At 50.0% G+C, this 22691-nt stretch carries 19 protein-coding genes; 5 read left to right on the plus strand and 14 right to left on the minus strand.

Translation table 11 applies throughout. The features are described from left to right. Positions 1–84 precede the first annotated feature (84 nt). The 4 genes from F456_RS0103265 to F456_RS0103280 form a co-directional block, all read right to left on the minus strand. Positions 85–372 carry an Fpa/YlaN family protein gene (locus F456_RS0103265; RefSeq protein ID WP_018975576.1) on the minus strand — a complete coding sequence of 96 codons (288 nt, stop codon included), beginning with the start codon at positions 370–372 and terminating at the stop codon, positions 85–87. 175 nt (positions 373–547) lie between these two features. Beyond that, positions 548–793, minus strand: a complete 246-nt coding sequence (locus F456_RS0103270; protein WP_018975577.1) for an HPr family phosphocarrier protein — start codon at positions 791–793, stop codon at positions 548–550. A 110-nt stretch (positions 794–903) separates the two neighbouring features. Next, positions 904–2019: an aminopeptidase gene (locus F456_RS0103275; protein ID WP_018975578.1), complete on the minus strand. Its 1116-nt coding sequence runs from the start codon at positions 2017–2019 to the stop codon at positions 904–906. 198 nt (positions 2020–2217) lie between these two features. Next, entirely contained in the window at positions 2218–4197 is a 1980-nt protein-coding gene (locus F456_RS0103280) for a sensor domain-containing diguanylate cyclase (RefSeq protein WP_018975579.1), read from the minus strand. Positions 4198–4852: 655 nt separating this feature from the next. On the opposite strand from F456_RS0103280, the gene rpsD reads away from it, so the two are divergent. Both rpsD and F456_RS0103290 read left to right on the plus strand, forming a co-directional pair. Further along, entirely contained in the window at positions 4853–5452 is a 600-nt protein-coding gene (rpsD, locus tag F456_RS0103285; RefSeq protein WP_018975580.1) for a 30S ribosomal protein S4, read from the plus strand. 187 nt (positions 5453–5639) lie between these two features. Further along, the gene (locus F456_RS0103290; RefSeq protein WP_018975581.1) at positions 5640–8849 is read left to right on the plus strand and encodes a penicillin-binding protein 1A; all 3210 of its coding nucleotides are present in this window, start codon (positions 5640–5642) and stop codon (positions 8847–8849) included. A 113-nt stretch (positions 8850–8962) separates the two neighbouring features. Here F456_RS0103290 and F456_RS0103295 read toward each other — a convergent pair whose 3' ends face one another. From F456_RS0103295 to F456_RS0103310, 4 genes are all read right to left on the minus strand, one after another. Continuing rightward, positions 8963–9676 carry a 5'-methylthioadenosine/adenosylhomocysteine nucleosidase gene (locus tag F456_RS0103295; protein WP_018975582.1) on the minus strand — a complete coding sequence of 238 codons (714 nt, stop codon included), beginning with the start codon at positions 9674–9676 and terminating at the stop codon, positions 8963–8965. Between the two features lie 13 nt (positions 9677–9689). Next, on the minus strand, positions 9690–10700 hold the full coding sequence (gene ccpA / locus F456_RS0103300) for a catabolite control protein A (RefSeq protein WP_018975583.1): 1011 nt from the start codon (positions 10698–10700) through the stop codon (positions 9690–9692). A 142-nt stretch (positions 10701–10842) separates the two neighbouring features. Beyond that, positions 10843–11184, minus strand: coding sequence for a bacillithiol system redox-active protein YtxJ (gene ytxJ / locus F456_RS0103305; RefSeq protein ID WP_018975584.1), 342 nt, complete (start codon positions 11182–11184; stop codon positions 10843–10845). Positions 11185–11334: 150 nt separating this feature from the next. After that, positions 11335–11787, minus strand: a complete 453-nt coding sequence (locus F456_RS0103310) for a hypothetical protein (protein WP_018975585.1) — start codon at positions 11785–11787, stop codon at positions 11335–11337. Between the two features lie 275 nt (positions 11788–12062). On the opposite strand from F456_RS0103310, the gene F456_RS0103315 reads away from it, so the two are divergent. After that, the gene (locus F456_RS0103315; RefSeq protein WP_018975586.1) at positions 12063–12590 is read left to right on the plus strand and encodes a type 1 glutamine amidotransferase domain-containing protein; all 528 of its coding nucleotides are present in this window, start codon (positions 12063–12065) and stop codon (positions 12588–12590) included. Between the two features lie 204 nt (positions 12591–12794). Here F456_RS0103315 and ptsP read toward each other — a convergent pair whose 3' ends face one another. From ptsP to aroA, 4 genes are all read right to left on the minus strand, one after another. Further along, the gene (gene ptsP / locus F456_RS0103320; protein WP_018975587.1) at positions 12795–14519 is read right to left on the minus strand and encodes a phosphoenolpyruvate--protein phosphotransferase; all 1725 of its coding nucleotides are present in this window, start codon (positions 14517–14519) and stop codon (positions 12795–12797) included. Positions 14520–14612: 93 nt separating this feature from the next. After that, positions 14613–16490 carry a glucose PTS transporter subunit IIA gene (locus tag F456_RS0103325; RefSeq protein WP_018975588.1) on the minus strand — a complete coding sequence of 626 codons (1878 nt, stop codon included), beginning with the start codon at positions 16488–16490 and terminating at the stop codon, positions 14613–14615. A 491-nt stretch (positions 16491–16981) separates the two neighbouring features. Then, complete coding sequence (locus F456_RS0103335; protein WP_018975590.1) at positions 16982–17416, minus strand: CoA-binding protein; 435 nt, start codon at positions 17414–17416, stop codon at positions 16982–16984. Between the two features lie 35 nt (positions 17417–17451). Then, positions 17452–18744, minus strand: a complete 1293-nt coding sequence (gene aroA, locus F456_RS0103340) for a 3-phosphoshikimate 1-carboxyvinyltransferase (RefSeq protein WP_018975591.1) — start codon at positions 18742–18744, stop codon at positions 17452–17454. A 100-nt stretch (positions 18745–18844) separates the two neighbouring features. On the opposite strand from aroA, the gene F456_RS0103345 reads away from it, so the two are divergent. Next, entirely contained in the window at positions 18845–19153 is a 309-nt protein-coding gene (locus F456_RS0103345) for a rhodanese-like domain-containing protein (RefSeq protein ID WP_018975592.1), read from the plus strand. 245 nt (positions 19154–19398) lie between these two features. Here the strand turns inward: F456_RS0103345 and gndA are convergent, their stop codons facing one another. Further along, a complete protein-coding gene (gndA, locus tag F456_RS0103350; protein WP_018975593.1) occupies positions 19399–20850 on the minus strand; it encodes an NADP-dependent phosphogluconate dehydrogenase in 1452 nt (483 codons plus the stop codon). Positions 20851–21051: 201 nt separating this feature from the next. On the opposite strand from gndA, the gene F456_RS0103355 reads away from it, so the two are divergent. Then, the gene (locus F456_RS0103355; RefSeq protein WP_018975594.1) at positions 21052–21687 is read left to right on the plus strand and encodes a YktB family protein; all 636 of its coding nucleotides are present in this window, start codon (positions 21052–21054) and stop codon (positions 21685–21687) included. A gap of 196 nt (positions 21688–21883) precedes the next feature. Here the strand turns inward: F456_RS0103355 and F456_RS0103360 are convergent, their stop codons facing one another. Beyond that, positions 21884–22678: an SDR family NAD(P)-dependent oxidoreductase gene (locus F456_RS0103360; RefSeq protein ID WP_018975595.1), complete on the minus strand. Its 795-nt coding sequence runs from the start codon at positions 22676–22678 to the stop codon at positions 21884–21886. Between the last annotated feature and the right edge of the window lie 13 nt (positions 22679–22691).

Consider the following 22691-nt stretch of genomic DNA (forward strand, 5'->3'; position numbering starts at 1 on the left):
ACGTCAAACAAAAAAAGCGCGTTCGAAGCTTATGCTTCGTGCGCGCTTTTATTATGTTGAAGCTTGAAAGCGGCGGCAGATCCGCTACTCCCTGTTATTCAAAGCTTCATAGAGAACCGCTAAATTGCGTTCCAACTTACTGACGATCTGCTTACCTTCAACCTCGCCAACGAGACCTGCCCGGATCGCAAAATCGACCTGTCTGGAAAAACCGTACATTTGCGTATCCAGCACTTCCTCATAGAGAGGACAGTAGCGGGTCGCCAGATTCTCCATCTGTACTTCAATCAACTTCTCAATTTTATCTGCATCTTCTTGAAGAAGATTGGCTGCCTTAATTTGAAACTGCTCTTGCACATCAGATGAAGTCATATTTTCTCCCCCCTATGCCCGAAAGTGTGGCCGGCGTTTCTAATCTAATATTAGACGAATTTAAAAGGTAATACAAGAACCGCCTTTCAAGAGAAGAGTAAAATGCAAACGGACACAAGAAAAAGCACCGATCCGCTGCAAACGGTCGGTGCCTGGCTTGAGAACCTGCCGCTGCCTACTCCGGCGCAATTACGATATTCAGACCATGCTTCTCGAAAACTTCAACCATAGCCGCTTTGGCTTCTTCCGCGTCTGGACCGATGACGTGCAGTTCATACTGCTGACTGCTTACGAGTGTCGTAAACAATCCCAGGATGCTCTTAACATCGATATACTTGTTCTCGGCTTGCAGAACGATCGAAGAAGAATAGCGGGATGCGGTCTGAGCGATTTCAACAACCGCTGCATTGTTTTTAGCCATTATTATCCCTCCGTCTGAATCTCAAAATAACAACCTGTATTCTTATCTTTCATGATAACTTGTATCCGCTTTCTTATCAACCGTTTTCCGCAGTCTTGAAACTTTTTGCGTTATTTCAAATTTTCAGGATTCAAACATTCCAGTTCCGGTACAACGAAAATTCCATCTTTGCGGATCAGTCGATCATCGAAATAAATTTCTCCGCCACCGTATTCTGGACGCTGGATCAGTACCAAATCCCAGTGAATCGACGAACGATTACCGTTGTCAGCGATCTCGTAAGCTTGCCCCGGGGTAAAGTGCAGACTGCCGGCAATCTTCTCATCAAACAGCGTGTCTTTCATCGGTGTCAAAATGTAAGGGTTAAAGCCGATCGCAAATTCGCCGATATGACGCGCACCTTCATCAGAATCGAGAATTTTGTTCAGCTTCTCCGTATCATTGGCCGTCGCTTCGATGATCCTGCCGTTTTCGAAACGGAATTTTACGTTCTCAAATGTAATGCCGTTATATACGCTGGCCGCGTTATAGGAGATTGTACCGTTTACCGAATCCCGCACTGGCGCTGTGTATACCTCGCCATCCGGAATGTTGGCTGTCCCAGAACATTTGATCGCCGGGATATTCTCGATTGAGAACGAGAGATCCGTACCCGGTCCGACGATGCGAACTTTCGACGTCTCGTTCATCAGCTTCTGCAGAGAATCCTGAGCACGGTCCATTTTGGCGTAATCGAGATTGCAGACATCAAAGTAAAAATCTTCGAATGCCTGTGTGCTCATATTTGCCAGCTGAGCCATACTCGCACTTGGATAACGGAGCACCACCCATTTTGTATGTTTCACGCGTTCTTCGCTATGTACCGGGTGATTGTATAGTGCATTATACATCTTCATTTTCTCTTCCGGAACGTCCGCCAGCTCGTTAACGTTCTCGCCGGAGCGAATGCCGATATATCCCTGCATTTGTTTCATCCGGTTCAAATCCTGCTCCGCCCAGGTGCGGATCATATCTTCCGTAGCGTTTATCAGCATCGTACGCTGTACCCTTTTATCAGTCAGCTGTACAAACGGATTGCCGCCCAAAGCCGCAATCTCTTCCACAACCGCCTGCAGCAGATCCCGTTCGGGTCCAATCATTTCGACGAGGATATTTTCGCCCGGCTGCACATTGACGGAATAGCCCGCCAGCGTCTTTGCCAATTTCTGTACTCTAGGATCACGCATGCTGTCAGTTCCCTCCCGCAAATCGGGTTCCATTCTGACGGAAGCCCGCTTGAATTAAACGGCAGTCGGCAGGATACCGCTGCCGATAGCTCTATTATTGTAGCACTTCTTCCGTTTGAAGTCATTGCATCCAAAAGGTCTTCACCCAAAAAGCCCCGTACGGTATACATCCGTTCGAGGCTTATCCAAAATCGGGTATTAATCGGCCATCGCTGTGCGAATCTGGTTGCGCCCGTTGTTTTTAGCTTGATAGAGTGCCATATCCGCCCGATAAAACAACGATTCGACACTGATTGCCAAATCTTCTTTTGACCATTCTGCAACGCCGCAGGATACGGTGACGCCGGGACGGGTATCCTGCTCAATCAGGCTTCGAATGCGCTCGGCTACCATCAACGCCTCGTCAAGTGTCGTTTCCGGGAAATAAACGGCCAACTCTTCGCCGCCCCAGCGTGCGGATACATCGCTTGTCCGAATAGAGTCGCTTACGATCGCGCTTACCTGCTGCAATATAGAATCTCCAATCTGATGGCCGTAGGTATCATTTACCTGCTTGAAACGGTCGATATCAATCACCAGCAGCGAACCTTTCGAGCCTTCAAGCTGATGAGTATGAATCTGCTCATCGAGATGACGGCGAACATAAAGACCAGTCAAGGCATCTCTATTGGCTACGCGCTGAAGCTCTGCGTGCAGCGTTGCATTGCTCAGGGCAAGACCGATATGCGTAGACAACATTTGCAGCAGCTTGAAGTTATCGTACGAGAAATAATGATCTTTTCCATGAGCCAGCAGAACGGCTCCCATCGTCTTGCCGTTCGATATCAGCGGAGCGGCGATCAGCGACCGGGCTTCTGACACTTCCATAAAGCGGGAAGGAATCGACGATTCCAAGTAGTCCGATATAATAATCGGCTCGTGCATTTGCAGCACCATTCCGCCAAAGCCGTAATCTCGGCTAAATGAAGCCCCTTCCAGTTCCGGCAGACTGCAGGCCATCACGTCAAAACGCTGTTCCGCAGGATTATCTTTCACGATGCAGCAGTACTCCGCTCGGAAAATGCCTACCAGTTCCTGAATAGCAAAAGAGAATACATCGCTGAGCTGCAAATTTTGATTCAGTCGTTTGGTAAGCTCATTGATCAGCAAAAGTTCACGGATCAATAAATTTGACTGTTCGTACAGCTTGGCGTTTTCAAAAGCTTTGCCTGCGGTATCGGAAATCATACCGAGCAGACGCGTATCCGGATTTTCGGTCGGAGCGTCGATTGTAAAGTGAAAGACACCGTAAACGCCCTGATGTCCGGCAAGCGGAAGCGCCGCTTCAATCCGATTTGGGTACTCGGGCGTAGGAATACGCTCAACTTCCACGCTCCCCTGCATGAAAGATGTCGTGCAAATACCCTGCTTGTGCTGGTCAAGCAGGAATGCTTGAAGATGCGGGTTTGAGCTTTGGTAATCCTGCGTCATCAACAGCTGACATCGGGCCGAAGGATGAAGCATTAATACGATACGAAGCATCTCCTCGAGCACACCTTCAACGTTGAATTTATCGTACAGCCTGCGGACCATACGAAACAGCGCCGAGTCCCCGTTTAATCCTGGAGTACCAGCCTGACGGTTATAAAGTGTATCGTAAACAAACGAATACTCGAGCCGACGGTAGAAACAAGTACGAAAATGGGCTGCGCCTATCTCTACAGCTCTCTTTATTCCGGCTGAATCATTCTCGGAAACCGAACAGCCAAGAACTGCGAACACATCCCCACTGCTGCGGGTAAAGATGGGAACGGCCAATGTCATACGCGTACACATGTGCTCACCCAAATGGCCGCCAGAAGGAACCATAACCGTTTCTCTCCTTGCCAAAGCCATCCATCCGGCATGCTCCGCTTCTTCTTTCAATCGAAGGAGCAAATTCGGATCACCCGCTACAGCCTCGCCGTCATGACCGAACAAAAACCATTCCGTTTCCGGTGAGAAGCCTCCGCTTTGTTCCCGCCATTCGGCGAAGCTCTCCCGAAGCAGCGGTTCTATATAAGGGAAATCGGCTGTGCCGATATCCACCGATTGAATCCAGAAAGACTGGTCTTCACGGGATATTACGGGAAACAACGCGTCGCTAATTTCATCGCGCTGAAATTTCTCCACCGGGTTCTTCCCTGCGTGTTCGGACATAACTTCTCTCCTTTGCCGAAAACAATACCTTCATTCGGTAACTTAACCGAATTTGATTTGCGTTCAAACCGTCACCTAAGCTGCGGCTTTCTGCAAGCGCCGAAACGGATGTCGGAAATAGATCGTTTAGTAACAATCCGATCAAAATTTCTGCGCATTTATCTCTTTCTATTTTATACGAAAGTTAAACTGCAGTTCGCCTAAACAGAAATTAAACCCTGTTTTTTCCGAAAAAGGAAAAAAGAAGGTTATGTGCACCTTTTTCAGATATCTCCTTTTTATATTACTTTGTTCGCCTCATTTTTGCATCTTATTTTTCGCTATTTACGCTTTTGATTAGGCCTTTCGACGCACAACATTTAATAACAAATAAATTCCTTCTTTTTTAAGTACTTTAAAGCTTGACGTGATCGAAAGTTTCCTATAAACTTTAGTGATGTATGAACGCCGGATACCTACGTATCCGGGTGTAACGGTGCGTCACCCTCACGTTATTTTGTTGCTATCGGGACAGCGGCTGAACTTTCCCGATATGAGTACGCTGATTCGTTTATTCCTTACTATAGAGGAGAGCGTTTCCGGCCTGCGTACGCGAAACAAAATACGGCGCACACGGTTCCCCGGCCATTACACATGACAAAGGAGTTTTTCCAATATGGCACGTTACACAGGCCCTAAATTCAAACTCAGCCGCCGCCTCGGTATTTCCCTGAGCGGTAACGGCAAAGATCTTAAGCGCAACTTCCCTCCGGGTCAGCATGGCGCTAACCAACGCAGAAAACAAAGCAACTACGGCATGCAGCTTCAAGAAAAGCAAAAACTGCGCCACATGTACGGTCTGGGCGAGAAGCAATTCCGCACACTGTTCAGCAAAGCGCAAAAAATGCAAGGCATCGCCGGCGAGAACTTCATGTTCCTGCTGGAAAGCCGTCTGGACAACCTCGTGTATCGTATGGGCTTCGCTAACTCCCGCGCAGGCGCGCGTCAGTTGGTTGCTCACGGTCACGTAACGGTTAACGGCAAAAAAGTCGACATCGCTTCGTACGCAGTAAGCCTGGGCGACGTAATCGGCCTTCGCGAGAAAAGCCGCGGTATGTCGTCGATCAAGGAAGCTCTGGAAAACCGTGCACATGTACCCGCTTATGTTGAGTACAATGAAACGGCTCTGGAAGGCAAATATATCCGTTTGCCTGAGCGTTCCGAACTGTCGCAAGAAATCGATGAAAAGCAAATCGTCGAATTCTACAACCGTTAATCGGAAAGCATGCACAAAATACCCGCAAGCTGCAAAGCTTGCGGGTATTTTTTATGTTTTACTCTTTTTGCTGATTTTCCCGACTTTTCCAGTCTTCTCCCTCCAAGGCCCTCCTCTCCATTTTCTGTGCTGTTTTTCTTGTTTTTGTGCTATAATAAGCCCTGTTCAAAAGGAGGAAGATACGCTAATGGCAGATGAGAACAAAACGCCCGAAACGAAAACTTCCGTCAAGAAAAGATCATTTTTCCGCAAAACGCTAACTTTTTTCAAATGGATGATGATCCTTGGCTTTGCAGCTGTTCTTTTTGGAGGAGGAGCGGTAGCAGGTTATGTTACCTCCATCCTTGAGGATGAGCCGGTACGCTCCAGAGCAGCGATCGAGCAGGCTATCGACGAAAATTCGATTACGGGTTTTGCTTATTTCCGGGACAGCTCGCCGATCGGCCAGCTTCGTACTGATGAGGACCGCAGGCCGGTCGTTTACGATCAGATTCCGCAGACCGTTATCGATGCTCTCGTTTCGATCGAAGACAAAAATTTCTATTCCCATCCCGGAATCGATACAAACGGTACGCTGCGTGCCGTCAAACAGAAAGTGTTGAATGAACCGGTACAGACCGGCGGCAGTACACTGACCCAACAGCTTGCAAGACGGGTATTTTTAAGTTTAGATAAGACAAACGACCGTAAGATTAAGGAAATTTTGCTTTCTCTGCGCATGGAGCGTTTCCTCTCCAAAGAAGAGATTATGACAGCTTACCTGAATAAAATGCCGTTCGGTAAAGGCTCTACCGGTTATAATCTGTTCGGAGTCAAAGCGGCGGCGAAAGGAATTTTCGGCCTTAACGATCCTTCTCAATTGAATCTGGCACAAAGTGCTTACCTGGCAGGACTTCCTCAACTCCCGACCACGTATTCCGCATTCGACAGTCAGGGCAATTTTAACGAGAAAGGCTTCAAAAATGCCGTAAGCAGACAGCAACGTGTGCTTTCGAATATGCTAGAGGACGGCAAGATTACCAAGAAGGAATATGATGAAGCACTCGCTTTTGATTTGGAAGGCTCACTGTCCGGCAGAACAGCGAAAGCTTACGCTATCTATCCGTATTTGATGGCGGAAGTGGAACGTGAAGCGACGAAAATCATCATGCAGCTGGAATCGCCGAATGTTTCTTCGACGGAAGAAACCTCTTCTTATGAAGCGGCCAACGAGATGCTGCTGACCGGCGGATACCGTATATACACCACAATTGACAAAGATATATACAAAACGATGCGCAGTATTGCGGAAAACCCGACCAATTTCGGAGCCGCTGATCCGCATGGCCTTCCACAGCAGGTGGCCGCCAGCCTGGTCGACCAGAAGACCGGTGCCGTAATCGGCATGATCGAAGGCCGAAGCTTCGATACATTGGAGATGAACCTCTCTACGCAGATGAGAAGGCAGCCGGGTTCAACGATGAAGCCGATTGCAGCTTATCTACCGGCTCTCGACAGCGGAATCATTCAGCCTGCGAGTGTGATCGACGACGCGCCGATCATTTTGCAGACCGGTTCGACGTATCATATTCCCAAGAACGCCAACAACCGTTATCAAGGACTGGTAACAGCGCGCTATGCGCTTAACCAGTCGCTGAATATCCCTGCGGTTAAGCTGTTTACCGAGAAAGTCGGAATTGAAGACTCTTGGGCATTTGCCAAGAAACTCGGTATTACGACGATTACCGATTCCGATTACAAAGCTCAAACCGGGGTACTTGGCGGAATGAGCCAGGGGGTTACCGTCAAGGAGCTGACCGGCGCCTACGCCGCAATCAGCAACGGCGGTAAATTCAACGAGACTTATATGATCGAGAAGATCCTAGACTCCAAAGGAAATATCGTTTATAAACATCAAGTTAATCCGAGTCAGGTCTTCTCCGAACAGACGGCCTACTTAATGACTGACATGTTGAAGAGCGTAATCAGCGATGGCACCGGCAGCGCTCGGGGCAGCAGCATCCCAGAGATGTTCAATCAATATGGACAGACTGAAATAGCCGGTAAAACGGGGTCGACTCAAGATTATGGTGACGTATGGTTCATGGGTTACAGCCCTGATATGACGCTCGGCGTATGGTCCGGCTACAATGAACCGATTAATACGATGAATGACGACAAAGGGCGTGCCCGAATTCTATGGGCTGCAATCATGAACGAAGTGATGACGCTGAAGCCCGAGTTGTTCCCAAATAAGGAATTTGCCAAACCGGAAGGCATCGTCACAAAGACAGTGTCCGGTTATAGCGGCAAACTTCCAACCGAGCTGACAGTTCAATCAGGGAAACTGGTAACGGATATTTTCAATGAAAAATATGTGCCGACGGATTATGACGATGGATTGGTCTCCGCCAAATACATCATCTATAACGGAGTCAATTATGTGCCTCATCCGGAAACACCGGACGATATGGTGCTGAATAAGGTCACCGTCAATCGAGAAAAGCCGATTAATCAGCTGATTATCGAATTAAAAAATGCACTTTCCAAAATGCAAAACGGTCAACCGCTCAGCTATTACATCCCGGCGGATGCCGGCGTGGATATGCCAAAAGAAGTCGATCCGCGTACGGATGACGGCTTTGCTCCTTCCGCACCGGTCAATGTCTGGATGAATAACTCCGGTACATCGATTGCTTTTACGGCCAATCCTGAAAATGACGTAGTCGGTTACCGTCTCTACAGTTCATGGGATGGTGGAAGCTCATTCCAATATGCAGGTGCGGTACAGACGGGCGAATTCCTGCAGTTCCCGTTGACTCCAAGCTCCGCTCTACATTACGTAGTGGCAGTCGATGTTGCAGGCAAGGAATCGGGGCCGAGCCGAACCGTCGGTGCAACCAGCCAACCTCAGCCTCAGGCAGAGCCTGAACCTATCGTTCCGGAAGAACCGCAAACGGTCGAAGGAACTGTTGTACCTAATGAACCGATTGAAGAAGCCGAGACACCGGAGGTACAGGAGCAGGAATCGGACGAGGAAGAGACTCAAGGGTCAGTCGAGGAAACTGATGATAGTACGGACGCTCCGGATCCGAAGCCAAAGCCAGAACCGGAACCGCAGACTGAGGAAACTGCGCCTCCTGCGGCGCTTACTCCTCCCGCTGCACCTGATCAGCTTCAGGTCAGTGCATCTGCCAGCGGAGCACAGCTCAGTTGGGCACCTGCAGAAGGAGCATCCTCTTACACCATTTATTACAGCAAAACGGCGGAAGGCCCGTATACCGCAGTCGGAAATACGTCTTCCGCTTCGTTCAACTATACGGCTCAAGCTCCATTTGCGGCATGGTTCAAAGTCTCGGCCTCCAACGAAGCCGGCGAATCGCCCCAGTCGTTGACATTGCACGCAGCAAGTCCGTAAAGTGTCACAAAGAACCCATTATTCAACAACAAAAGCCCTATATCACCGGCAGGTCGGTGATATAGGGCTTTTCGGTAATGTAGGGCATCCCCGCAAACTTCACAAAAAAAGCTTTACTTTGTTACGAGATCGTCCCAATGCTCAAGCATTCCAACGACAATCGCATAAGAACGGGCCGATGCTGTTATGCTAAAATCGGCAAAGCTTCCTGGGGCTTCTCCGTTTGCTTTGTCGGACATTGAACGAATAATGACGTGCGGCAGTCCGTTCATCCGGCAAACCTGTGCAACTGCAGCCCCTTCCATCTCTGTACACAGTCCGTCAAACTCATCGCGCAGACGCCTTACCTCGTTTCGATCGGCTACAAAGCGATCTCCCGACAGAATGCGGCCGATCCGGAAGTCTACCCTCTCCGATTCACACGCGGCCTTGGCCTTTGCAATCAAACGATTGTCCGCCGGAAAGCAAAACTCTTCTTGAAAAGGAATCACTCCCGGAGCAAAGCCAAGCGGTGAAGCATCCATGTCATGCTGCAGACTTTCCGACGAAATCACAATATCGCCAATCTCCAGCTGCGGATGCAAAGCTCCGGCAACACCGGTAAAAATTAAGGCTTGAACATGAAACTCGCTGACCAGAATCTGTGCAGTAGCGGCAGCATTGACTTTGCCTACACCACTGCGACAAACGACAACATCTTGGCCAAGCAAACGGCCTTCCGTATAAACAATACCCGCAGCCTTTCGGCTGCGGGTATTGTCCATCTCATCAAGAAGCAGCTTGACTTCTTCATCCATTGCGCCCATCAAGGCTATCGGATTTTTCATCAAATTTCGTCGTTTAGTCGTTCAGACGAGCGACGGATAGACGGAGAATCGTTTCATGCGGCAGGATAACCTGTGCATTTTCTACGTTCTCTTTCTTCATCAGCTTCGTCAGCAGACGCATAGCTACGGCACCGATATCGTACATTGGCTGAGCAACTGTCGTCAGCTGTGGACGAACCATCGAAGCCATACGAATATTGTCTACGCTCATGATTGAGAAGTCGTCCGGAACTTTGTAACCTTCATCTTGTACGCTGTGAATAGCACCAATAGCCATCTCGTCCGTAGCCGCAAAAATCGCGGTCGGCTTACGTTTAAGACCCAGGAAATACTTCATGGCTTCTACACCGGATTCATAACGGTAGTTGCCAATACGCACCAGATCTTCCTGATACTCAATCCCTGCTGTTTCCAGCGCACGTTTGTAACCTTGGAAGCGCGAGTAACCGTTTGCCGGATCCTGCAAAGTGCCGCTGATCATCGCTATTTCACGATGTCCGTGACGGACGAGTGCACTTACTGCATCGAATGCGGCTGCCTCATGATCGATATCAACAGAAGGAATCGTACCGTTTTCATCTTTAGTCGCACAAAGAACAATCGGTACGGAAGCCGTCTGGAATGCTTGTACATGATCTTCGGTAATTGTACCGCCCATGAACAGCAGACCGTCAACCTGCTTCTCAAGCAGCGTATTGATGACTCGAATTTCCTTATCCTTCTTCTTGTCCGCATTACAGAGGATAATATTGTAATGATACATGTTGGCGATATCCTCGATGCCGCGTGCAATTTCAGCAAAAATCGAGTTCGAAATATCGGGAATGACTACACCGACGGTTGTTGTCTTTTTGCTTGCCAGACCACGTGCAACCGCATTCGGGCGATAGCCGAGACGTTCAATAGCCTCGTATACTTTTTTCCGAGTTTGCGGCTTTACGTTAGGGTTGTTGTTTACAACCCGCGAAACGGTGGCCATCGAGACTCCAGCTTCACGCGCCACATCATAAATAGTTACCGTCACATCATTTCTCTCCATTGCCAGTAAATTTTTCAATCAGGTTTCAATGAATTACATTCAAGCTTTCATTAGTACCATGATACGATAAATTTGCTTGGTACGCAATGTTAACGCTTCACTTTTTTCTGAAAAAAAGGCGCCTGTCCTAAGACAGAGCCTCACTCAGCGCCGAAGAAGTGATTCGCGAATGCGAAGTATTCCATACTGCCCGGCCTTCTTTCAATACAATAGCCTGCGGCGAAGCGTGCTCCACTCCCAAACGATCAGCCGCTTCCAACGATACCGGCCGATCTTCGACCACATGAATCAGCATATAAGCGGCATCCTCATTCGGCGAGTCATTCAAATAACGCTGTGCTTCTTTGTATGCTCCTGCACTGATCGGGCAGCGTGTGCTGTGCTTGAACAGCAGTACCGTTTTCTCCTGCGACTCGCGAATAGCAGCTTCCAACTGCTCGCTCGTTGTAATTTGGGTAAAAGTAGGCATGATAGGTCAGTCTCCCTCCGTCTATTTCAAATCCGATTATTGTTCACACAAGTGTTAGGTTCCAGTTTAACAACCTGGCAAAACGAAGTCAAAAATACGACTGGTTTTGTTAATGTTCGTATTTTACAATGTCCGGATTTTCCTGAAAATTTATACCGAAGAGTAACGGACCTCTTGACCATCTATATATACTTTCTCACTTAATTGAGACAGTCGGGCTTCGATTTCCGTCATCCAAGATCGATCGCCCGCATCTTTGGCACAGCGGTACAAATCGAGCAGCGTATTGATTCTCGCCGTACAGCTTTCTTGGATTTCCGCTTTCAAAGCGTCCTTGGTATCGGCGGGACTGCATGTAAAAATGACATATATAATGCAGGCCAGCTCATTGAAATCCGTGTAGTCAATCCCGTACGGTTCTTCGCAGAGCGACAGTTTCTGCAGCAGTGCAGTGAGATCCTTCCGAACCCAGGGCAGTACCTCTTCATATTCACATTTTGGGCAAACCAGAACCGGCACGTTATCGATGCTGACATGCTTTTTGTAATCGACAAGCCGAAAGTCCAAGTCATACCTTTGTCCGCACTTACAATGTTCCAGCATTCAACAATCCCCTCCAACATCGATATTTTCCGTATTTCAGTCATACCTCGAAAGAAGCCGGCTAAAAAGTCTTCCATCCTGCCGGAAAAGAAATCATATTTCAGAGTAAGCTCTCATAGCAAAAGATTCGCCACTGCTTACGCAAATTCCTGCTTTTTTTCAAGAATGTTAAGCGCTCTCAACAAAAAAACCTCTGTTTCGTCTTTTGCGACCGTACCGTTGTCCTGTTACAATAATAGACGTTAACTAATGAACATAGGAAAGGAACGGTGAACATGCGACTCGACGGTAAAAAAGTGATTGCGTTGGTGGATGAAGAATTCGAAGATCTCGAGCTTTGGTACCCGGTCTACCGGGTACGCGAAGAAGGAGCGGAAGTTCATTTGGCTGGAGCGGAAAAAGGCAAGTCGTATACCGGCAAATACGGTGTTCCTGCACAAGCCGAGTATGCTTTCGATGAATTGAACAGCGCCGATTATGACGGTATTCTCGTACCTGGCGGCTGGGCACCCGATAAGCTGCGCCGTTATCCGAAAGTTCTTGAGCTGGTTCGCGAAATGCATGAGGCGAAGAAACCGATTGGACAAATCTGTCATGCCGGATGGGTACTGGTTTCCGCACGTATTCTGGAAGGTGTCACCGTAACCTCCACGCCGGGAATTCGTGACGATATGGAAAATGCAGGAGCCATCTGGAAAGATGAGCCGGTCGTTGTCGATGGTCACATTATCTCTGCACGCAGACCGCCGGATCTGCCGCCTTACGGCCTCGCTTTCTGCGACGCACTAGCGGCAAAATCGTAGGCCAATTCATAACAGACAGAACTAGGTCTGGAAGATCTGAATAAATTGGGCTCTTTTTTTGCAGTATACAAAAAAGGTTCCGAAGCTTATTGACAGCCTCGGAACCTTTTTTTGCTTTTTATTTATCTCTTATTTCTTATCTTTTATCTCTAGTCTTTTATCTCTAGTTGCCTGTTTATTTGGCTTTTTGTTTTATGGATTCCTCTATACTACAGGCGCCACAAACTCGGACAGCAGTCTCTCAATATCGCCCGAACGGCTGAGCCTGAAGCAGTCTTTACCGGTCTCTCTCGCCAATGAAGCCGTCGTGTTCAGTACACGATGCTTTACTCTGAGCAGAGACTGCGGCGACATACTAAGCTTGCCGACTCCAAGTTCCAGCCATAATGGAATGGCTCGTTCGTCGCCTGCCAATTCACCGCAGACACTCACTTCAATGCCTCGGTCATGTGCGGCGTTAGCGGTCATTCGCAGCATACGCAGAACAGCCGGATGATATGGATGATACATGTGGGCAATCTGTTCGTTCATTCGGTCGACCGCCAATACGTATTGAACCAGATCGTTCGTACCAATGCTGAAGAAATCGACTTCTTCGGCCAGCAGGTCGGCAATCGCGGCTGCCGCCGGAACTTCAATCATAATACCGACCGGAAGATCCGAACGATATGCTTCTCCCCGATCGTCGAGCTGGCGCATCGCCTTAAGCAGAAGCTTTTTCGCCTGGTGCACCTCGTCCACGGAAGAGATCATCGGATACATTACTCGTACATCACCAAAAGCGCTGGCACGCAAAATGGCACGAAGCTGAGTCAGAAACAGATCATGATGGTCCAGACTGATCCGAATAGCCCGATAACCAAGAAACGGATTGTCTTCTTCCGGCAGCGCAAGATAATCCAGCGGTTTGTCTCCGCCAATATCAAGTGTACGAATAACGACGGGATGCCCGCTCGCCCGCTCCGCAATACGGCGGTATACATCGAACTGCTCCTCTTCACTAGGGAACTCCGAACGGTCCATGAAAAGGAATTCCGTGCGGAACAGCCCCACACCCTGAGCGCCATGCTTCATCGCTGTCTCCAGTTCTTTCAACGAGCTGATATTCGCCGCAAGCATCAGCTGTTCCCCGTCTCTTGTAACTGGCTCGACTTCGGCCAACAGCTGCAACTGCTCCTTCTTGCGCTGCAGCCGCTGCCGCTTCTCCTCGTAGATTCGCATCGTTTCTTCATCAGGATCGACAAAGAGTACTCCTTCGTCTCCATCAATGACGAGCAGCTCGCCGGTCTGAAAAGGCTCCTCCCGCTTGCTCTCAAGTCCCGCTACAAGCGGAATACCCATAGCTCTAGACATGATAGCCGAATGCGATGTTTTTCCGCCTACCATTGTAACGATTCCGAGTACATGCTGCGGATTGAGATGCACCAGTTGGGAAGGCGAAAGTTCCTTGGCAACCAAAATATACGGTTGAGTATCGGACGGCAGCTTGATCTCCGGCGCACCCAGCAGATGCTTAAGTAGACGGTTACCCACATCTTTGATGTCAGCCGCCCTTTCTTTCATATACTCGTCATCCAACAGATCGAACATGGTAACAAAGTGGTCGATCGCTTCCTTAACGGCTACCTCCGCCGCTTTGTACTGACGTTCAATAATGCCCCGAATTTCGCTCATGAATACCGGATCTTCAAGAATGGCGAGATGAGCGTCGAAGATGCTTGATTCTTCCGGACCCACCATTTCTTTGACTTCCTTTTTCATGTCTTCAATCTCGCAGCGGGACGTCCGGATTCCTTCGGTCAAACGTTCGAATTCACGCGTCAAATCGACGACATCCATCTTCTGGTCCGGCACGTCCCATTCCCATGTCGGCAGAACGAAAGCTCTTCCGATCGCAATTCCGGGTGCGGCCCCGATACAGGTAATCATCGCACTCCCCCTCCTGTCTCTCTGTCTTTGATTCGATCCCGACTGATCCGCAGCGAAAAAATCGGGTGTGCAGCATTTTCCTATCCGTATTCTCTATTTCGAATTCGTATCTTTGTCATAAAGTACGACCGACATCACCGATGCTTGTCCTTTTTTGACCCCCTTGAACGGGGCGAAGCTCCAGGAGCGTACACGATCCGGATTCGTAATCAACATCGGAGTCGCCAACGACTTCGCTTTTTCTTTAAGCAGCGGCAGATCGAAGCGGATCAGCAGCTGTCCAGGTTCAACGATGTCTCCTTCCTTGATAAACGCTTCAAATGCGCCTTCAAGATGCGACGTATCAATGCCAACATGCAGCAGAACGTCGATTTTCTCGTTGGTTCGGATACCCAGCGCATGCTGAGTAGGATACACATGAATCACCGTACCTGCTACCGGCGATACCAACTCGTTTTTCTCCGGAATGAACGCTACGCCGTCCCCGACCAACTTTTTCGCAAAAATTTGATCAGGAACATCCTCGAGCTGAATCATCCGTCCATGAACCGGCGAAGAGAACAGTACATGATCCAGCTCGCGGTCGATCAGCTTGTTGATCTCTTCGCGGATCAGCTCGGAGTATGTCCCAAAGACGACCTGTACATTGCCTCCTCCAAGCCGGATTAACCCCGCCGATCCCAGTGATTTGAGCGCATGACCATCAATTTTCCGGTCATTGGCAACCGTCAAGCGCAGCCGGGTGATGCATGCCTGTACCTGAACGATGTTATCTCTCCCACCCAATGCTTGAAGAATGAGAGGTGCACGATAAGGAATATTACCGGCCCAATCTTCCAGCATCGATCCTTCTTCGCGTCCAGGTGTCGGAATTTGGAATTTGCGAATGGCCCAGCGAAACAGAATGTAATAACCGAGCCCGTATATAATACCGATCGGAATCAGTTTCCAACCGTTGCTCGACAGGTGAAAGTTCAGCACGAAGTCAATCAAGCCGGCCGAATAAGAAAAGCCGTGATGAATATCCAGCGCATACGTCAGCCACATCGCGAAGCCTGCAAGCACCGAATGCAATGCGAACAGAAACGGCGATGCGAACAGGAAGGCAAATTCGATCTGCTCCGATACGCCAGTCAGCAGGCAGACAAGTGCAGCTCGGACAAATGTCTTACGTACCTTAGGTTTCAAGTCTTCGCGGGCTTCGTGAATGACGGCCATTGCCGTTGCAGGCAGTGCAAACATCATGATTGGGAAGAGCCCCGCCATGAACACGCCTGCAGTGGGATCTCCGGCGAAGAATCGAGGCAGATCGCCCTGGACAATCGTTCCTGATGCCGTTTCAAAGGAACCGAACTGAAACCAGACGACATTGTTCAGCAAATGATGCAGGCCAAAGGCCGACAGCACACGATACAAGATGCCGTATACAAATAGTCCAAATCCGCCCATTGCCTCGACTTCCAGACTCATCCAGTTGATTATGGCCTGCAATATTGGCCCTACTGCCAGCATGGCAAAGGCGAACAAAGCCGACAGCAGGCCCATAAAGAGCAGAACGAAGCGCGATCCGCCGAAGAATTGGATCGTTTCCGGAAGTTTGAAATCTTTGAAGCGGTTGTACAGTGCACCTGCAATCGCTCCGAGCAAAATACCGATCAGAGTCGTCGGCTGAATCTGTCCGCTTGCAAAGTGTTCGATTACCTGTTCATAGATGGTCATACCCATAAGCGCCGCCAATCCGGCGTAACCGGCCTGATTGGCAAGTCCCAATGCTACCCCTACGGCGAATATATAAGGCAGATAGAGCAATACGCCCGATCCCGCCACATTTAACGCTTCGGATACGCCTGGAAGCCCCCATGACCCCCAGGGAAGACTGCCCGCGCTGAGCAGAATGGCCGCTGCGGGCAGGACCATTGTCGGGATCATCACGGCCCGGCCAAGCTGTTGAAGCGAACCTAACCAATTCAAAGACGTCCCTCTCCTCTCTTCCTTCAAATGTTAAGCTTTGACGGAAAGTTTGTCAAAGAATTTGCTTTGTTTTTTACGCGGTGAAGAGGCTTTTTCCTATACGGCAAGAGCCTTGCTAGTTGAAGGTCCCGTTCGATGGAAAAGCCTTGATCGCGGCGGGGAACGTTCTTTTCGGTCGCGTGTTGCATTCGGGAAGCCTGAATCGGATGAAGAGGAAGCTTCCCGAATGCAAAGGCGAACGCCTGGGCTCCTACACTGAACGTTCCCCTCTGCCTGAGGCAGCTTACATATAAATCGGAACGCTTCCTACATAGAAGCGAGGCTCTTCCTTCAAATAGGAAAAAGCTTCACTTCGCCTAGCGAATAAACAGCGCGGGGAAAGGACTGAGGAAGGATATAAAAAGAGGTACTCTGTCTTCTTACATAGACAGAGTACCTCTTCAGGCCAGATCATGAATAACTAGATCACGTAAGAAAAACGGTGAGTCACATCAACGACGCGAACCGGCACCCGTTACAGCATCTTCGACTTTGATGCAGCGGTCCATAATGACGGTAAGGCCGGCTTCGCTCGCAATCTCCGCAGCTTCATCACTGTAGATGCCGGACTGAAGCCACAGGGTCTTGGCACCGACGGCAGCGGCTTCACGCGCCACGTCGGCGCAAAATTCGCTGCGGCGGAATACGTCGACGATATCGATCGGCTCCGGCACGTCGGCCAGCGAAGCATAGCAGGTCTCACCAAGAATCTCCTGACCTGCGGCTGTCGGGTTCACCGGGATAATCCGATATCCGCGCAGCTGCATGGCCTGTGACACCATATGAGATGTCCGGTCGGGCTTGTCGGATAGTCCGACAACGGCAATGTTGCCTGCCGCTTCGAGCAGTTTGCCAATTTCGTCCCGGCTTGGATTCTGAAAAGCCATGGGGTTCTCCTCCTCGATCTCGAATACACTTCTGTCTATTCTTTTACCCATTCCACGTTTGCTCCAAGCGCTTTCATATCGTCGAAAAATCCAGGATACGATTTGGCCACATGATGCGCATCGGTAATTGTAATCGGCTCGTCCGCCCGCAATCCGACAATCGTAAGGGCCATAATGACGCGATGATCGTAATGCGAATCGATGCGTACGCCTCCCGCAACGCCCTGTGGTCGCCCATGCACGATAATTTCGTCGCGCTTCTCTTCCACGTCCGCTCCTGCTTTGCGCAGCTCTGCCAAATAATCCGTAATGCGATCACATTCCTTATAACGAAGATTCTCTACATTATAGAAACGCGATGTCCCTTCGGCAAATACGGCTGCTGCAACCATAGCTAATACCGCATCGGTCGCAGCATCGCCGTCAAACTCGACAGCCTGCAGCTCTCCCGTACCCTGTACAACGGCAGTATCATTCTCATGCGTCAGTGGCGCTTTCATCATTTTTAGCACATCGACGACAGCACGTTCGCCCTGCTTACTGTGAACGGCAAGACGCCGAACGGTTACATCGGACGGGAGCACAGCAGCTGCGGACAAGATGGCCGCCGAACCCGGGTAGTCGCCCTGTACCGAATATTCTCCCGCTCTATAGGCTTGGCCGCCCGGTACGCGGAACAGCGAATAATCGGCATTCGATTCGATACGGATCCCGGCCTGTTCCAACACCTCCAGCGTCTGCCCTACCACAACTTTTGACTTCAGATCGCCCGTAACGACGATCTCACTGTCTTCTTCCAGCAGCGGCGTCAGAAACAGCAGTGCACTTAAATACTGTGAGCTGACTTCACCCGATACCGTTACACGGCCGCCCTTGACCGGTCCTCTGACCGTAATCGGCAGTCGGCCGCCGTTATGGTCGATCTGCGCACCCATTTGCTGCAGCGCATCGATCAGATCGTCATGCGGTCTCTTGCCGAGCGAATCGGGATAGGTGTTTACAAAGTGTACCTCTTCTGACAGCGCCGAGACGGCCAACAGGAATCGCAGCACGGCTCCTGCATTGCCGACGTTCAGTTCCGCCTGTTTTTTCGGATAACGACCAAATCCTTTGATTACGATCTTCTCGTCATCTTCTTCAAGTTCTGCGCCCAATCCTGCGATGCAGCGGCGCATCGCATCGCTGTCTTCGCTGTGTGCCGGAAAACGTACGACGCTTGTTCCGTCAGCCAAAGCTGCGGCGAGCAGGTAACGGGTCGTATAGTTTTTGGAAGACAGCGCCTCAATCGTTCCTTCCAATTTCTCCGTACGTTTAACGATTACGTCCATAATTTTCTCCTCCAAGCCGATGCTTTTCCTATTTTAAATTTGACACAAGTTTTTCCTGTTCGCTATCATGGTATCATCCCAACCGAAAGGCAGGAAGTCCATGAATCCTATTGCACAAATTGAACCTTCGGAACTTCGCGAACGAATCGAACAGGGCAATGCCCCGCTGATGATTGACGTACGTGAACCGGAAGAAGTCGCCCAGGGCATGATCCCCGGCGCCGTTCATATTCCGCTCGGTCAGCTGGCCGGACGTCTGGACGAAATCGATCAAGACCGTGAGACGGTGTTTATCTGCCGCAGCGGTTATCGCAGCGAACGTGCTTGTGAATATCTAGAGCAGTCCGGGTTCGACAACGTCGTCAACATGACCGGCGGTATGATCGCTTGGTATGAAGACGAAGAATAATTCGATAAAAGGAGCCGTTTGGCTCCTTTTTTTGTCTCAAAAAGGTCGTCTTTCCCATGCGATACCTCGCCTGTCCGTTATATTCGCTGTACCCAATATGCTTATTATACATGCTCATTTATTCCTGTTCAATAATTAGACGCTGTAAAGCGTTAAATTAATTAGATTCTTATGAAGAAAAAAGCGGCGAAAACACGTCCCGAAGGACGGCTTCCGCCGCTTTTGTATATCCGAATATTTTCGGATTATTGATTTTTGACGTCCGGCAGATCCAGTGTGCCGTTGTCCAGATCCAGCCACTCGTGGTGGAACGATCCTTCTTTGTCTACACGTTTGAACGTGTGTGCGCCGAAGTAGTCGCGCTGCGCTTGCAGCAGGTTCGCCGGCAGACGCTCTGTACGGTAGCTGTCGTAGTATGCCAGTGCACTGGAGAAGCCTGGAACCGGGATACCGTTAGTTACAGCCGCAGCAATTACTTTACGCCACGATTCTTGGTAGTTCTCAATGACGTTCTTGAAGTACTCGTCGAGCAGCAGGTTGGCCAGTTGACCATCGCGCTCGTAAGCATCCTTGATGTTTTGCAGGAACTGCGAACGGATAATGCAGCCGCCGCGGAAGATCATGGCGATGTTGCCGTACTGCAGATCCCAGCCGTACTCGTCGGAAGCGGCGCGCATCTGCGCGAAGCCTTGAGCGTACGATACGATTTTACTTGCGAACAGCGCTCTGCGCACGTTTTCGATAAATTCCGCACGGTCACCGGAGAATGCTTCGTTTTTCGGTCCGCTCAGCACTTTGCTTGCCGCAACGCGCTCTTCTTTCATTGCGGACAGGAAGCGTGCAAATACGGATTCCGTAATCATGGACAGCGGAACGCCCAGATCGAGCGCGCTTTGGCTGGTCCATTTACCTGTACCCTTTTGGCCTGCAGCGTCAAGAATAACATCGACCATCGGCTTGCCGGTTTCCGGATCTTTTTGCGAGAAAATGTCGGTCGTGATCTCGATCAGGTAGCTGTCGAGTTCGCCCTTGTTCCATTCGCTGAAGATTTGGTGCAGTTCGTCTGTATCAGCGCCAACCACGTCTTTGAGAAGGTGGTAAGCTTCACCGATCAGCTGCATGTCGCCGTACTCGATACCGTTGTGCACCATCTTGACGTAGTGGCCTGCACCGCCAGGTCCGATGTATGTGCAGCAAGCGTCGCCGTCCACTTTAGCCGAGATTGCTGTCAAGATTGGCTCAACTAACTCGTATGCACTTTTCGGTCCGCCTGGCATGATTGAAGGGCCTTTCAGCGCGCCTTCTTCGCCGCCCGATACGCCTGTGCCGACGAAACGGAAGCCTTTGGCTTCAAGTTCTTCGCTGCGGCGCTGTGTGTCAGGGAAGTAGGCGTTGCCGCCGTCGATGATAATATCGCCCTGATCCAGGAACGGAATCAACTGCTCGATCGTCGCGTCCGTTGCAGGACCTGCTTGAACCATGATCAGGATCTTACGCGGTACTTCGAGAGATTGAACGAATTCTTCCACCGAGAACGTACCTACGAGATTTTTCCCTTTTGCTTCCTCAAGCAAATCATGAGTCTTCTGCGGGGAGCGGTTGTATACCGAGACGGTAAAACCTTTGCTTTCGATATTGAGTGCCAGATTTTTGCCCATGACGGCAAGGCCGACCACGCCAATTTGCTGTTTCGACATTTTAGGTTCTCCATCCTTTGCGTATGAAATAGGGTTTCAATAATTTTCATTGTACTCGTTTTGTTTAGTAAAGTGAAGTCCTCGGGATTAGCCTTCATCTTCCCTTCATGTCGAACCCCTCTAACCGTATGCTATAATGCTCGTTGAGTCGCTTGAAGATTATACGAGGAATCAGTTTCTGAAAGGAGCACAAACATCAACATGGAATTCCGCGGTTTTGACGAAAAAGATTTTGCCGTATTTGAAATAGAGGGCCTTGAGCCGCGTATGAATGCTCTGATCGCCAATGTACGTCCGAAGCTTGAGGAGCTGGGCCGGACGATCGCTCCGTTCCTGTCCGCACAGTGCGGCGAAGAGATGTTCCCACACGTTGCCAAGCATGCCCGGCGCACCGTGCATCCGCCTAATGATACCTGGGTAGCTTGGGCATCCAGCAAACGGGGTTACAAAGCACTGCCGCATTTTCAGGTAGGCATGTTCGCCGATTACCTGTTCATTGTGATGGCCGTTATCTATGAAAGTCCGAACAAGACAACATTGGCCGAGTCGCTTAAGAAGAATGAAATTAGCGTAATGAATCTTGTTCCGGACGAGCTGCGAGAGCAGTTCTATTGGTCGGTCGACCATATGAAACCGGGCGGCACGAAACATTCGGAACTCGGTCCGGACGGTCTGCAAACGATCGCCCAACGGCTCGGTACTGTAAAAAAATCCGAAGTACTCTGTGGACGTTTCCTGCAAAAGGACGATCCGCTTCTCCAAGACGGAGACACGCTGATTCGGACTGTGGAAGAAACGTTCGAGACGCTGCTTCCGCTGTACAAAATGGCATTTTGACCATCGGACCGATCATTTTGACTCGATGATCTCAGCCGCTATCTTCGCATAGGCTGCACAGCTGCGAAGATAGCGGCCTTTTGGTATGCGTTCAGTTTGTAGGCGTTCATTTGTATACGCCTACTTGTATGCGTCTTGTATTCTTCAATCTCTATGCCGTCTATCCATTTATTCGAACGCCCCTGTCTCAGCCCGCTTACATCCCTTTAAAAGAACCGCCGTTGACCGGATACTCCGCGCCAAATGCATACTCCGCCCGGTCGGAAGACAGGAACACGATCATGGATGCGATATCTTCCGGCTGGCCGATCCGGCCCACCGGCAGCTCCCGTACTTCGTCGACAAAGAAATCAATGACTTCGTTTTTGGGCCTGCCGAACTTCTCGGAGATCGCGTCGATCATCCCGCCCGGCTGATCCCAAATATTCGTATGGGTCGGACCCGGCGATACGGTATTGACCCGAATGCCCTGTTCTCCGAATTCAAGCGACAGCGCCTTGCCGACACTAAGCACTCCGGCCTTGAATGCCGAATAGTCGACAGACATCGGCTGCGGCTGCCGCGCATCTTCAGACGCCACACTGATGATTACGCCTTTGCCCTGCTCCATCATATGCGAAATAGCTGCTCTTGAAGTACGCACCATGCTCATCAGGTTGTTCAGATACGTCTCTTCCCACTGCTCGTCTGTCGTGCCGAGAAAGCCGTCCAGCCGCGAGTGCGAAATTCCGGCATTATTGATCAGAATATCAAGGCGTCCGAATTTCTCGATTGCCGCGGCAACCAGCTGCTTCGGTCCTTCGGCCGTACTCAGATCGGCTTCCACAGCCAACACAGTGTCTGCATCGCCAAGTTCACGAATCTTTGCGGGATGACGGCTGACGCCGACTACCTTCGCACCCTCTTCCAGGAAAAGCTTTGCGGTCGCCAGGCCGATACCGGAGCTTGCACCCGTTACAATGACTACTTTATTTTTCAAATTAAGCTCCATGACTGATTCCTCC

Origin of the sequence: Saccharibacillus kuerlensis DSM 22868, from assembly GCF_000378145.1 — a bacterium.
GTDB lineage: Bacteria > Bacillota > Bacilli > Paenibacillales > Paenibacillaceae > Saccharibacillus > Saccharibacillus kuerlensis.